The organism is Paucihalobacter sp., from assembly GCF_036825875.1.
Classification (GTDB): Bacteria; Bacteroidota; Bacteroidia; order Flavobacteriales; family Flavobacteriaceae; genus Paucihalobacter.
Window position 1 is genome coordinate 32576 of record NZ_DAISXK010000021.1, and the last position, 14437, is coordinate 47012.

The 14437-nt window shown below is 38.6% G+C and carries 14 protein-coding genes and 1 tRNA gene; all 15 read left to right on the plus strand.

Annotated features, from left to right (window positions below; genetic code table 11):
• The 15 genes from V7Z48_RS07815 to V7Z48_RS07885 all read left to right on the plus strand — a co-directional run bounded on the left by V7Z48_RS07815 (position 1) and on the right by V7Z48_RS07885 (position 14158).
• Positions 1 to 1194, plus strand: coding sequence for an FtsW/RodA/SpoVE family cell cycle protein (locus V7Z48_RS07815; RefSeq protein WP_334112850.1), 1194 nt, complete (start codon positions 1 to 3; stop codon positions 1192 to 1194).
• Complete coding sequence (murG, locus tag V7Z48_RS07820; RefSeq protein WP_334112851.1) at positions 1191 to 2291, plus strand: undecaprenyldiphospho-muramoylpentapeptide beta-N-acetylglucosaminyltransferase; 1101 nt, start codon at positions 1191 to 1193, stop codon at positions 2289 to 2291. Before V7Z48_RS07815 ends, murG begins: the two co-directional genes overlap by 4 nt.
• Positions 2288 to 3640, plus strand: coding sequence for a UDP-N-acetylmuramate--L-alanine ligase (gene murC / locus V7Z48_RS07825; protein ID WP_334112852.1), 1353 nt, complete (start codon positions 2288 to 2290; stop codon positions 3638 to 3640). Before murG ends, murC begins: the two co-directional genes overlap by 4 nt.
• The gene (locus V7Z48_RS07830) at positions 3630 to 4349 is read left to right on the plus strand and encodes a cell division protein FtsQ/DivIB (protein ID WP_334112853.1); all 720 of its coding nucleotides are present in this window, start codon (positions 3630 to 3632) and stop codon (positions 4347 to 4349) included. Before murC ends, V7Z48_RS07830 begins: the two co-directional genes overlap by 11 nt.
• A 3-nt stretch (positions 4350 to 4352) precedes the next feature.
• Positions 4353 to 5669, plus strand: coding sequence for a cell division protein FtsA (ftsA, locus tag V7Z48_RS07835; RefSeq protein WP_334112854.1), 1317 nt, complete (start codon positions 4353 to 4355; stop codon positions 5667 to 5669).
• A gap of 36 nt (positions 5670 to 5705) precedes the next feature.
• A complete protein-coding gene (gene ftsZ / locus V7Z48_RS07840; protein WP_334112855.1) occupies positions 5706 to 7598 on the plus strand; it encodes a cell division protein FtsZ in 1893 nt (630 codons plus the stop codon).
• Between the two features lie 145 nt (positions 7599 to 7743).
• Positions 7744 to 8190 carry a GatB/YqeY domain-containing protein gene (locus tag V7Z48_RS07845; RefSeq protein WP_334112856.1) on the plus strand — a complete coding sequence of 149 codons (447 nt, stop codon included), beginning with the start codon at positions 7744 to 7746 and terminating at the stop codon, positions 8188 to 8190.
• A gap of 40 nt (positions 8191 to 8230) precedes the next feature.
• Positions 8231 to 8304: transfer RNA gene (locus V7Z48_RS07850), tRNA-Arg, on the plus strand.
• A 606-nt stretch (positions 8305 to 8910) separates the two neighbouring features.
• The gene (locus V7Z48_RS07855; RefSeq protein WP_334112857.1) at positions 8911 to 9120 is read left to right on the plus strand and encodes a helix-turn-helix domain-containing protein; all 210 of its coding nucleotides are present in this window, start codon (positions 8911 to 8913) and stop codon (positions 9118 to 9120) included.
• Positions 9117 to 9452, plus strand: a complete 336-nt coding sequence (locus tag V7Z48_RS07860; protein WP_334112858.1) for a HipA N-terminal domain-containing protein — start codon at positions 9117 to 9119, stop codon at positions 9450 to 9452. Before V7Z48_RS07855 ends, V7Z48_RS07860 begins: the two co-directional genes overlap by 4 nt.
• Positions 9442 to 10425, plus strand: coding sequence for a HipA domain-containing protein (locus V7Z48_RS07865; protein ID WP_334112859.1), 984 nt, complete (start codon positions 9442 to 9444; stop codon positions 10423 to 10425). The genes V7Z48_RS07860 and V7Z48_RS07865 overlap by 11 nt, the downstream gene beginning before the upstream one ends.
• Before the next feature lie 141 nt (positions 10426 to 10566).
• Complete coding sequence (locus V7Z48_RS07870; RefSeq protein ID WP_334112860.1) at positions 10567 to 11430, plus strand: zinc-dependent peptidase; 864 nt, start codon at positions 10567 to 10569, stop codon at positions 11428 to 11430.
• 183 nt (positions 11431 to 11613) lie between these two features.
• Positions 11614 to 11793 (plus strand): hypothetical protein, encoded by a 180-nt coding sequence (locus V7Z48_RS07875; protein ID WP_334112861.1) that lies wholly within the window; start codon positions 11614 to 11616, stop codon positions 11791 to 11793.
• Positions 11794 to 11831: 38 nt separating this feature from the next.
• A complete protein-coding gene (locus V7Z48_RS07880) occupies positions 11832 to 13493 on the plus strand; it encodes a tetratricopeptide repeat-containing sensor histidine kinase (RefSeq protein WP_334112862.1) in 1662 nt (553 codons plus the stop codon).
• Between the two features lie 62 nt (positions 13494 to 13555).
• Complete coding sequence (locus V7Z48_RS07885) at positions 13556 to 14158, plus strand: response regulator (protein WP_334112863.1); 603 nt, start codon at positions 13556 to 13558, stop codon at positions 14156 to 14158.
• Positions 14159 to 14437: the final 279 nt, after the last annotated feature.

The following is a 14437-nucleotide window of genomic DNA, read 5'->3' on the forward strand; positions in this document are numbered from 1 at the left end:
ATGCAAAATGTATTTCAACATATAAAAGGAGATCGGCTTATTTGGGCCATCATTTCCTTGCTTGCTATTTTCTCATTTTTACCGGTGTACAGTGCGGCTAGTAATTTGGCATATACTAGCGGCATTGGAAATACCTTTGGGTATTTTTTAAAGCACTTTATGCATCTGTTTTTAGGATTCGCCATCATGTATGGCATGCATAAAATTCCTTATAGATATTTTAGGGGCTTATCTATAGTGATGATGCCCGTGGTTATTGGCTTATTAGTACTTACCATTTTTCAAGGCAAAACAATAGATGGTGCCAATGCCAGCCGTTGGATTCAAATTCCAGTAGTAGGTATGTCATTTCAAACGTCAACCTTGGCAGCAGTGGTTTTAATGGTGTATGTGGCACGTTATCTGTCAAGAATAAAGGATAAAACAATAACATTCAAAGAAAGTATTTTGCCACTTTGGCTTCCGGTGTTTGTGGTATTGGCATTGATATTACCAGCAAACTTTTCAACAACAGCCATCATTTTTGCAATGGTATTGGTGTTAACTTTTATTGGCGGTTACCCTGTTAGATATCTATTGGCTATTATCGGTACCGCTATTATAGCCTTTGCATTTTTTGTGCTCATTGCCAAAGCCTTTCCGTCGTTGATGCCTAACCGCATTGACACTTGGATGAATCGTGTGGAAAGTTTTTCTAATACTGAAGTCACTGAAGCGGATTATCAAATAGAGAAAGCAAAAATCGCTATTGCCACTGGTGGTATTCAAGGCGTTGGTCCTGGTAAAAGTGTTCAGAAAAACTTTTTACCGCAATCGGCTTCCGACTTTATTTACGCCATCATTGTGGAAGAATACGGACTCATTGGCGGTGTGTTTTTACTCATTATGTATTCTTGGTTGTTGTTCAGAATAGTAATTGTGGCACAAAATGCCGATACCATATTTGGTAAGTTGGTAGTACTAGGTGTGGGCTTACCTATCATATTTCAGGCGCTCATTAATATGGCGGTTGCGGTGGAATTATTTCCGGTTACAGGCCAAACATTACCACTTATTAGTAGTGGCGGTACATCGATATGGATGAGCTGTCTGGCATTCGGAATTATTTTAAGCGTAAGTGCCAAGCGCCAAGAACAAAAAGAAGAATTAGAAAAAGAAGACAATCCCTTAGAAATACTAAGTGAAGCCTTATGACAAAACCCTATAAAATAATACTATCAGGTGGCGGAACTGGCGGGCATATTTACCCGGCAATCGCGATTGCTAACGAGTTAAAATACCGTTATAGCAATGCTGAGTTTTTATTTGTAGGCGCACATGACAGAATGGAAATGGAAAAAGTGCCTCATGCAGGGTATAAGATCGAAGGGTTGTGGATTACGGGAATTCAACGCAAATTAACTTTAAAAAATTTATCGTTCCCTTTAAAATTGATTAGCAGTCTTATTAAGGCCAAAAGAATTCTAAAGGAATTTAAACCTGATGTGGCGATTGGTACTGGTGGTTTTGCCAGCGGTCCGTTGTTGCAAACGGCAGTTATGAGAGGTATACCAACACTTATTCAGGAGCAAAATTCCTTTCCTGGAATTACCAATAAGTTATTGGGTAAAAAAGTGAATACCATTTGTGTGGCTTACGATGGTTTAGAGCGGTTTTTTCCCAAAAATAAAATTGTGAAAACTGGTAACCCGGTTAGAAAAGATTTATTAGCCATTGAAGGCAAATCCATAACGGCTAAAGATCATTATAAATTAAAGCACAACAAGCATACGCTTTTAGTTCTTGGGGGAAGTTTGGGAGCCAGAAGTATTAATCAATTAATTGAAAAACAACTGAATTTTTTCAGTGACAACAATGTTCAAATTCTTTGGCAATGTGGTAAGTTGTATTATGAGCAATACAAACATTACAACAGTTTAGAAAACGTGCAGGTGTTTGCGTTTATTGACACCATGGATTTGGCTTATGCCGCAACTGAGATTATTATATCTAGAGCTGGCGCGAGTTCGGTTTCGGAATTGTGTATCGTCGGTAAACCGGTAATTTTTGTGCCGTCTCCTAATGTCGCAGAAGACCACCAAACCAAAAATGCACAATCCATCGTGGCCAAAGAAGCGGCTATATTAATAAAAGAAAGTGAATTGGAATCGGAATTTCAAAACCGGTTTTCAGAATTATTGTCCTCGGCAACATTGCGAGAGACTTTGAGTAAAAACATCAAATCTTTAGCATTGGTGAATGCCACGAATGCTATTGTAAATGAAGTAGAAAAATTATTAAAGCAATCATGAACTTAACATCGTACACACATATCTATTTTTTAGGCATTGGCGGTATCGGCATGAGTGCTTTGGCCCGCTATTTTGTAGCGCAAAATATAGAGGTAGCAGGTTATGATAAAACAAAAACAGAACTCACCACAACGCTGTCCGATTTAGGGATCGCTATAAACTTTGAAGATGAAGTGTCGACCATTCCGTCCCACTTTTTAAATGCTGATGATACTTTGGTGGTTTACACACCTGCCATTCCTAAGGGACACCGACAGTTTAATTACTTTAAGGAGGCTAATTTTAAAATTGTAAAACGCGCTGAGCTCCTAGGCCACATTACCAAAAATACATTTTGTTTAGCAGTGGCAGGCACCCATGGTAAAACGACTACATCGGCTATTTTAGGACATTTGTTATACAGTTGCGATGTGCCAGTCACGGCATTTTTAGGTGGTATCAGTCAGAATTACAATTCCAATTTCATCAGTAACGGCACCGAAGTTTCTGTAGTTGAGGCAGATGAGTTCGATAGATCCTTTTTAACCTTAAGTCCAAACTTTGCCTGCATTACCTCGATGGATGCAGACCATTTGGATATTTATGGCGAAGCATCTGCTTTAAAGGATTCTTTTGTAGCATTTTCAAAATGCATCGAAGTTGGTGGTAAATTGTTTATTAAAAATGGCTTGCCTTTAGAAGGTATTACTTATGGCATAGAAGACAACGCCGATTATTCGGTTCAAAATATAAGAATAAACGAAGGTAGTTATGTGTTTGATGTAAAAACACCAACAACCTTGATCAAAGATTTCAAATTTAACCTACCTGGTAGACATAATCTGTCGAATGCGTTAATAGCCTTGGCGATGGCTGTAGAGTTTGGTTGCCCTCACCAGCAGCTCGCCAAAGCTTTAGCATCCTTTAGTGGTGTAAAACGACGATTTTCATACCATATTAAAAATGAAAATTTGGTGTATATAGACGATTATGCGCACCATCCTGAAGAAATAAAAGCAGTCTATCAGGCTGTGAGCGAAATGTACCCCGGAAAAATGGTAACAGTTATTTTTCAACCACACCTTTTTAGCAGAACAAGAGATTTTATAGATGATTTTGCCGCTGCGCTTAGTCACTTTGACAAGGTGTTGTTATTGGAAATTTATCCAGCAAGAGAAATGCCAATTCCTGGTGTAGATTCCGCTTGGTTGCTGAGTAAAATCAACAATCCTGATAAGCAACTAGTGAGTAAAACCGAATTATTAAGAATATTAAATCAAAACACCTCACAGGTGGTATTGAGCCTTGGCGCGGGCGATATTGGCGAAGAAGTTTATCAAATTAAGCAAACACTAAATCATGCGAGTTAAATTAAGACATATCAAATTGCCTTTTTTAGTGTTGGCCGTCACTAGCTTGTTTGCGTTTACAAATAGCAAAAATAGCAAGCGTGAAATTAAAGCAGTGGATATTGTATTTAAAGGCGATCAAAAGCTTTTTCTTACAACTGAGAATGTTAGTAAATTGTTAATACAAAATCAAGAGGCTGTTATGAATAAGCCTAAAGAAATTATAGATTTGAACCTATTAGAATCCGCCCTAAAAACTAACCAAATAATCAAAAACGCAGAAGTACACTTGTCCGTAGACGGCGTACTCACAGCGGAAATTGAGCAAAAAAGACCTATTGCTAGAGTCAATACTAATGCATCTTATTATATAGATGATCAGGGTACGTTTATGCCTTTAAGTAGTAATTATTCAGCAAGAGTGCCACTTATAACAGGTGCAATTAACAAAAAGAACGCAGCGCAAATTTTGCCAATTGCTAAAAAGATTGATGAAGACGCTTTTTTAAAGTCGCATGTGATTGAAATGATTTTAAATGATGACGATACCGTAGATCTACGATTTAGAACCTACGATTTTAAAATACATTTAGGAACATTGAAACAACTAGATAAAAAAATAAACAATCTCAAAGCTTTTTATCAAAAGGCGTATAGAGATAGCACATTACAAAAGTATAGTTTGGTTAACTTAAAGTTTGACAACCAAGTTATATGTACCAAAAAATAAACAATGGACAACAATAAAATCGCAGTAGGATTAGATATAGGAACCACAAAAATTGTGGCTATGATTGGCCGTAAAAACGAATATGGCAAAGTGGAGATTTTAGGCATTGGAAAAGCAAAAAGTTTAGGCGTACACCGTGGGGTGGTTAATAATATTACCCAAACCATACAATCTATCCAACAAGCCGTACAAGAAGCCGAAATGGCATGTGATTTTAAGATAAACGAAGTAACTGTTGGAATCGCTGGTCAGCACATTAGAAGTCTTCAGCACAGTGATTATATCACTAGAGCCAATTCCGAACTCGTGATTGATGAAGAGGATATCGACAGGTTAATCAATCAAGTGCACAAGCTGGTGATGTTGCCAGGAGAGGAAATTATTCATGTATTACCGCAAGAATTTAAAGTAGACGGTCAGCCAGAAATTAAAGAACCCATAGGCATGTATGGTGGACGTTTGGAGGCCAATTTTCATGTGGTAGTGGGGCAGGTGTCGTCTATCAGAAATGTGGGTCGCTGTATCAAAAGTGCTGGTCTAGAGTTGGAAGGCATTACCCTGGAACCACTAGCATCGGCCAATGCAGTATTGAGTCAGGAAGAAAAAGAAGCGGGTGTTGCCTTGATTGATATAGGTGGTGGCACAACTGATTTGGCAGTGTTTAAAAATGGGATCATTCGTCATACGGCTGTAATTCCTTTTGGCGGTAATGTGATTACTGAAGATATTAAAGAAGGTTGTTCCATCATTGAAAAGCAGGCAGAACTACTTAAAATAAAATTCGGCTCGGCATGGCCAGGAGAAAATAAAGACAATGAAATAGTCTCGATTCCAGGATTGAGAGGCAGAGAACCGAAAGAGATAACCCTCAAAAATCTTTCAAAAATCATCCATGCCAGAGTGGTTGAAATTGTAGAACAGGTGTATGTAGAAATTAAGAATTACGGACACGAAGAGCAGAAAAAGAAACTCATTGCGGGCATAGTGCTCACCGGCGGCGGCAGTCAGTTAAAGCACTTAAAGCAATTGGTGGAGTACATCACTGGTATGGATACCAGAATCGGATTCCCCAACGAACACTTGGCAGGCGATTCCGATTCTGATGTTACCAGTCCATTGTATGCCACAGCTGTTGGTCTAGTAATGGATGCTTTAAAACGTCAGGAGCGTAAAAAGGCTGAACAAGAAGAAGTCAAAAAACAACAAGCCCAAGCTCCAGTAATAGATGAACCTGTTGTAACGAAACCCAAAAAAGAACGCCGAGGTTTTTTAGACAAACTAACCGAACGCGTCAAAGATTTTTTAGATAATGCAGAATAAATTAATCCATATAAAACCCAATAAAGAACTTATCATATGAGCAATCACGATTTTGGAAGTATAGCATTCGATTTGCCAAAGAACCAATCAAACGTCATCAAAGTAATAGGAGTTGGTGGTGGTGGTAGTAACGCCATCAATCACATGTTTCAGCAAGGTATCAAAGGGGTAGATTTTGTAATCTGTAACACCGATGCACAAGCCTTACAAAATAGTGGAGTTCCTAATAAAATTCAATTAGGACTGCATCTAACCGAAGGTTTAGGTGCTGGCGCCAATCCCGAAGTTGGCGAGCAATCGGCTGTTGAAAGTTTAGAAGACATCCGACGCATGTTAGATACCAACACAAAAATGGTATTCATCACCGCAGGAATGGGCGGTGGTACCGGTACAGGTGCCGCGCCAATCATTGCCAAAATGGCTAAGGAATTAGACATTCTAACCGTTGGTATTGTAACCATGCCATTTCAGTTTGAAGGTAAAATGCGAAACGAACAAGCACAGCTTGGTATAGAAAAATTACGTGGTCATGTAGATTCTCTAATTGTAATCAACAATAATAAATTACGTGAGGTTTACGGTAATCTTGGCTTTAAAGCAGGATTTTCAAAAGCCGATGAGGTTTTGGCAACCGCCTCCAGAGGAATTGCCGAAGTTATCACACATCATTACACGCAAAACATCGATTTACGCGATGCCAAAACCGTCCTTAGCAACAGTGGGTCGGCTATTATGGGTTCTGCCTCAGCATCGGGTCAAACCCGCGCGCAAGACGCTATCATGAAAGCCTTAGATTCACCATTGTTAAACGATAATAAAATCACGGGAGCAAAAAACGTGTTGTTACTTATTGTTTCAGGAACACAGGAAATTACCATTGATGAAATAGGTGAGATCAACGATCATATTCAAAATGAAGCTGGCCACGGTGCTAACATTATCATGGGTGTTGGTGAAGACGAAACGCTTCAGGAATCTATTGCTGTAACAATCATTGCCACTGGGTTTAATGTAGACCAGCAAAATGATATCTCCAATACCGAAGCCAAAAAAGTGATTCACGCCTTAGACGATGATTCAGTAGATAATGACAATAGGGTAAAAGATTCCGAACCAGCTATTTTTATGCCAGACATTGTTTTAGAGAAAGATAAAGTAGTAGTTCATACTCTAGAGGAAGACGATTTTAAAGATGATTTTGAATTGATTCCTACTACTGAATTTATCAAAAATATGTCGGTGACTTACGAAGAAGTGATTGACGGCAAGCGTAAGCAAACTGAATTTATTATCAACGATGTAAAACCTCGAACAACAGAAATAGAACCAGTTGAGGAAGAGCAAATCACCCTAACCTTCGATTTGCCACTTACGCCTAAGTCAGAAGAAAAGGACAGCGTTAAAGGAATTGATGATTCAAATAAAGTATTATTCTCCTTAGACGAAGACTTTAAAAACTTCGATGTGAACGAATATGTTGAAATAATTCCTGTAACCGAAGCCAATGATAAAGGTGAGAAGCGCTTTGTTTTAGAAGATATCAATTCTTCCGAAACCACCGCGAAACAAACCAAGGCCAAAGCACCAGAGGTTAGAGAAGAAGTTTATGAAAGACGTGTAGCCGAACCCAACGATCGCAGCTATGAAACGGCAGAAGAAATCGATCCGATGACCACGCCTATTTCAGAGTTGTTAAAGGAGCGTGCTAATGAGCGCAGACGGAAAATGAAAGACTTCAATTACAAATTTAATAATGCTAAAATAGACGAAATAGAAAGAGAACCAGCATACAAGAGACAAGGCGTGAATTTGGACGAATCTAAACATTCATCCGAGACTATTACTTCGAGATTATCAGTTGGCACTGACGACAACGACGATGTTCAATTGAGAAGTAACAATTCATTTTTACACGACAACGTAGATTAATAGCAAATTTAGTTGAGTGTTTCACACTTGTGTCAAACCTGAGTAACTCAAATGTTGCTCAGGTTTTTGTTTTTATACCAAAAGCAGAGTTATCAGAACCTAATTTCTTATTATCTTCGCAACTCAAAATGAAAATTAGTACATCATGAGTTTACAGGATAAGATTATGACAGCCATGAAAACGGCCATGAAGGAAAAAGATCAAACAGCACTTGCTGCTCTTAGAGCAGTAAAATCAGAATTGTTATTAGCTCAAACCTCGGGTACCCAAGACACCCTTACAGAGGAAGACGAGATAAAAATTTTATCAAAACTCGTAAAACAACGTAAAGACAGTGCAACAATTTTTACTGAGCAGAATCGTTTAGATTTAGCCGAACCAGAATTAGCACAAGCAGCTATAATTAGTCAATTTTTACCAGAACAATTAAGCGAAGAAGCCATTGCCAAAGAAGTGGATGCCATCATCGCTTACACTGGTGCTTCAGGCATGAAAGATATGGGTAAAGTAATGGGATTGGCTTCAAGTGCATTAGCAGGTAAAGCGGATGGTAAGACTATTTCGATGATAGTTAAGGCCAGGTTGTCTTAATTATAAAAATATAAAGAGATGCCTTTTTTTAAAGGCAAATGGCCGCGTGGCGCAATTGAATAGCGCATCAGATTTCGGCTCTGAGGGTTGGGGGTTTGAATCCCTCCGCGGTCACATCAAGCAGGTAAAACCGCCCCCAACGCAGTTGGGGGCGGTTCTGTTTTTTTACACCGCGTCAAAAGCCCAGCTTTTGTAAGCGTTGTAAAAAAACAGAACCTAACAGCCCTCAACAAGGTTGGGGGCTGTGGTTTTACTTATTTGCAGACGTGAGCAATCAGGGATGAGCGCAAGCTAATCCCGTTTCGATAGATTAATTTTAAGCCCAGCTTTTGTAAGCGTTGTAAAAAAACAGAACTCCGCTGCCGCGCGATTCTATCGCGTGGTGGAAGTAGTAATGAAGAATGCCTATAAGCATGATCTAGAGAAAAGTGAAAAGGATAGGTGTGCTAAAGTCACAAGTCACTCCGCTACCGCGCGATTCTATCGCGTGGTGGAAGTAAGTAAAAGTAATTTGCTACCCCTGTTGGGGCTGTGGCTTTCCCTATTTGCAGGCGTGAGCACTCAGGGATGAGCGCGCTAATCCTAAAACCTTCAATTTATTCAAATCTAAATTTCAAAATAATATATGTTTAAACATATATGAATAAGCTATAATGTATTATTATATTTTATTACATATAATTTTACTATATTCGTTAAAATTATATTTTAATACATATAATGAGCTATTTATCAGAATTTGTAAAAGAGAGAAGAAAAAGTGTCAACCTGACGCAAGAGGAATTTGCCCAGCGTGCAGGAGTCGCGCTAACAGTTGTTAGAAAAATTGAGCAGGGAAAAACCAATTTGAATATGGAAAAGGTAAACTTGGTCTTAAATATGTTTGGACATGAGTTGGCGCCATTGAAGTTAAAAAGGCCTCATAAATGAGACAGGGTTACGTATATTACAAAGATAATTTAGCTGGAGTAATTACAGAAACAAATGACGGTGAGTATATTTTTCAGTATGATAATAAATATGTTGAGGATTTCCCTGATGATTTCATAACCTTTGTTATGCCTGTTACGAGTACACCCTATACAGACAAAAGACTATTTCCTTTTTTTGAGGGATTGATACCTGAAGGATGGTTGTTGAATATAGCAACCGATAACTGGAAAATTAGCAAGAATGATCGAATGGGTCTACTGCTCGCATGTTGTCATAATTGCATAGGGGCGGTAAGTGTTGAACCAATACCCAAAAGTGATGAAGAATAAGTGCTTGTATTGTTATGGCGCCACAGCTAATGCGAAAGACTTTCACGATGAGTGCGCTTTGAAATTTTTTGGAACATCTACAGCGCCAAAAATACCCTATTCATTGAGCCAAATGGACGAGTTGGCTAAAAATATAGTAGAACGAAGTGTTGCTGTCCCAGGTGTCCAACCAAAGTTGTCTATGTCTTTAATTCGCAACGCTAAAAAAAAATCTGATACACGATTAACGGTTCTAGGCGCTTTAGGAGGTGAGTTCATACTTAAGCCACCTTCTGAACGGTTTTGTGAAATGCCCGAAAATGAGCATGTGACTATGAAAATAGCAGAAGTCTTGGGTATAAGGGTCGTCCCTTCTTCTCTAATTAGAATAGCTTCAGGAGAACTCTCCTATATTACCAGGCGTATAGATAGGACTTCGAAAGGTGAAAAAATACATATGTTGGATATGTTCCAAATTACCGAGGCTTCTGATAAATACAAAAGTTCTATGGAAAAAATTGGTAACGCCATTGACCAATATTCAAGTAACACGCTTCTTGATAAAGTCCTGTATTTTGAATTGGTAATTTTTTCGTTTATTACTGGAAACAACGATATGCATTTGAAAAATTTTTCGATGATTAAAGACACTATTGGCTGGACTTTATCCCCTGCATACGATTTGTTAAACGCATCGATTATAAACCCAAAAGATGACGAGGAGCTCGCACTTACCTTGAACGGTAAGAAAAGAAAGCTCAAGACAGAACATTTTTTAGGGTTCGGTAAGGGATTGGGTTTGTCGCCCAAACAAATAAATGGCGCTTTTAAAAGGATACCCGATAAATTGTCTGAAATAGAGAATTGGATCGACAAATCGTTCTTATCAAATGATATGAAGAATGCCTATAAGCATGTTCTAGAGAAAAGGATAGGTGTGCTAAAGTCACAAGTCACTCCGCTACCGCGCGATGCTATCGAGTGGTGGACGTAGTAATTTGCTACCACACCATGGCATCATATTGTTTCTAGGACATAGTTTCTAATCAAACACATGCCATGCCAATCACATCGCCTCTAAACCATCATAAAATTTAATAGAAATTCCTTTAAGCTTTTTTAGTAGATTTAGCCCATGAGAACAGTTATGGTATTGGAACAAAACCTAGAAGATAACTTTGTTGCGGTGATGGTTGTGTTATTGACCCTGTTTATAGGAGGCTTAATTATTTATAAGCTTTTTTTGTTTTTTGAAATGGCCTATGTAGAATACATCAACAAACAGTTGTTCTTTAACCACATCTATTTTAAAAAGCGTCATCTAGATCCGCGCTATGCTTATTTTCTCAGAAAGCAATTCAATTTTTATCAAAGACTCAATCACCGTCAACAAAAGAATTTTGAGCATAGGACGCAACGCTTTATAGACAACAAACAATTTATTGGTAAGGGCGTTTTGGTGACCGATGAAATGAAAGTAGTAATTGCTGCCACGGCTACCAAAATAACCTTCGGACTTAGAGACTATAAGCTTCCATTATTAAATAAAGTGCTTATTTATCCCGATGCTTATTTTTCAACAACCAATGAAGTGTATCACAAAGGTGAATTTAATCCTGCCTATCGGGCACTAGTGTTTTCATGGAAACATGTGGTGGAAGGTTATGAAATCCACGACGACAATATCAACCTAGCCATTCACGAAACCGTCCATGCCATTCATTTTAATTATCTTAGAAAACGTAGTAAAAGTTCAAGTGCGGCTATTTTTTTGGATTCGTATAACGAACTCGCCAAATTTTTAAATGACAACCATCATTATCGCAATAACTTAATGGGATCCGACTATTTGCGTGCCTACGCCCATACCAACCAATTTGAGTTCTTGGCAGTATTAATTGAAACGTTTATTGAAACGCCCAACGAGTTTCAAAATTTGTATCCAGAAATTTATATCAAAATAAAACAAATGCTCAATTTCAATTTTAGGGGGTATTAAATACCAAAAATTTGCAGGCATTTCTTCTCAACTATTATCTTCAATCTGTTTATTGCTTAAAAAATTTATTGCTTTTACGGTTTTCCGTAAAGTTGGTTTCTGTTCAGGCTTTACTTTAGTGTTTTATAAAACTGTAGTAATGCAGACTATGTCTGAGGGAGAACAAACCTAAACTTAATAATTATGACCTTAATCGTTTTAGTGGTGATTGCGGTATGGTTTATTTGTGGATTTCTTATCAATTATTACTTCGAAACTAATGACACCCATGCGCAAAAGAAAGGATTTCACATGGCTACAGCCTTGCATATTTTTATCAATATTATTGCTTTCATTACGATTTTAGCCTTACTATATGGTTAATTAAATTAGAGTGTATTTCCTATTTTTCTAATAATCTTATGCTTATTTTAGAGGCCATGAATCAACGCAGATGGTACGCCCTTTTCCTTCTCTGTTTTGTTGGCTGTTCCTTGGCGCAACAAAATAGCAAGGATAGCTTTTCGCCACGTGATGCAGTTTTATTACCCAAACAATCTTCGCATTTACCGCAGGGGTATTTTCATTTCGCGCAACAAAAGGAAATCTTGTTGCAACAGGGCGACACAATTGCAGCTGTAGATGCCATACGTATGATGGCGATTGCCGCTTTTAAATTGGGTAATTTGAGCGATAGTGAAATACAAAGCGTAGAGGCTTTGCAGCTCCTTACAAAATTCAAGTCGCAACCCGATGAGGTGCCAAACCGCATAATGGGGATTTACAACCAATTGGGCAAAATCTATGAAAATAAAGCACTATTTGCTACAGCCACTCAATATTTTAACGATGCACTGCGTATCGCTTCTACCACAAGCGATAGCATCACTATTTTAAACAATATAGCCAATATTAACCGCGCTCAGGAGTATTTTGAAGTGGCCGATACAGATTATAAACAAATTATTTCTATGGCAAAAGGCATTGGTGACACCATCGCTTTGGCGCGTACCATTAATAATTATGGCGATTTACTAACCGATCAAAACCGCAGCGATGCCCTGCCAACCTTATTAGAAGGTCTGCGTTTGCGCCAACTTAAAAATAGTAAAGAAGGCATTTTTGGGAGCTATCGGCATTTGGTGTACTACTATCAATCGCAAAACCAAACCGAAACAGCACAAGCTTACGCCCAAAAATGTCTTGAGATAGCCAAAGCATTAAACAGTACAGCCTATTTATTGGAAGCTTATAATTTACTGGTGGAACTTAATAACGACGACACCGTATTGGCCTACAAACATATAAGCGATAGTATTAATGAGGCCAACCGAGAGACTCAAAACCTATATGCTGCTATGCGTTTTGATGTAGACCAAGAAAAACTTAACCGGCAACGCGCCGAACTTCAGTTAGAAAAAGAGCGTCGTAAAAAGCAAACAACCCTTTTAATTGCGTTAATAGCAGGGCTTATTTTTATCCTGATATTCTTATATATTTTAATGCGCATCAAACAAATCAAACAGCGGGAAGTGTTCGCTACCGAAAGTCGTATTTCTAAAAAAGTACACGACGAGGTAGCCAACGAAGTCTACCAACTCATGGTAAAAATGCAATTGGCAGAGGAACCGTCAGAGCTGTTGTTAGACGATTTGGAATCTATCTACAACCGTTCGCGTGATATTTCAAAAGAATTTAATAGTCTGGACACCAAACTTCCCTTTAGTGAGGTATTGAACGATTTAATTGCCTCGTATCAAACCAGCGGACTAAGCATTATCAATCGCAACATTAGCAAACACAATTGGGATATGGTGTCTCAAGACAAGAAAAATGCCCTTTATCGGGTGTTGCAGGAATTAATGACCAATATGAAAAAACACAGTCAGGCAACCGTAGTAGCCATAAGTGTGGATCAAAAAGGCAAGAAAACCGAATTCAAATACAGCGATAATGGCGTGGGTAGTCATTTAAAAAAACAAAATGGTTTGCAAAATGTGGAAAACCGCATTTTTGCCTTAAAAGGAACCATTACCTTTGACTCACAACCTGGTAAAGGGTTTCAAGTTAAAATAGTAATATAATGTTTTCAAAGGTTTTAATTGCAGACGATCTGGAGAGTATCAATAGAGGGGTCTCTTCGATTTTGTATACACGCGGCATTCCGGAAGTACATCAGGTAAATTACTGCGACGATGCGTATTTAAAAGTCTTAGCCGCTATCAAGGCAGACCAACCCTACGATTTAATCATCACCGATTTGTCCTTTAAAACCGATCACCGCACCCAAAAGATTAAGTCGGGCGACGAACTTGCATTGGCACTTAAACTCAAGTATCCAGGGCTTAAAATTATCGTTTACAGCGTAGAAGAACGCTTGCCATTGGTGCGCAAACTTATCCGGTTGCATGGTATTGAGGCTTATGTTTGCAAGGGTCGTAGAGGTTTATTGGAATTGGAAATGGCCGTGGCCCACTTAGAGCAAAATAAAGTGTATGTCTCACCGCAGGTATCTGCTGCCTTAAGTCGTAAGACCGTTACGGAAATTGAGGATTACGATATTCATTTACTGCAACAACTCGCCCAAGGCATGGTGCAAGACGAAATTGCGGGCTACTTAAAAGCGCACAACATCAAACCCTTTAGTTTAAGTGCGGTAGAAAAGCGCATCGGTCTGTTGCGTATCCACTTCGGCTCTAAAAATGTGACCCAATTAATTGCTACTGCTAAGGATCTGGGGTTGATTTAAAGTGGCACAGTCAAGGTTCAAGCTTCAACATTCAAGGTTCAACATTCAAGGTTCAAGGTTCCTTCGTCCATTTTAAATCAAATATTACCCTCTGAATTGTTCCCCCTAGATTGCGCAGAGGCGCGCAAAGAAAAATCTGTGTTAATCCGTGTAATCCGTGCAATCCGTGATAAAAAAAAGAACTGAGTATTTTAATTATCTCTTGAATAGTTTCCCGCAGATTGCGCAGAGGCGCGCAGAGAAAAATTTGTATTAATCCGAGTAATCCATCCAATCCAT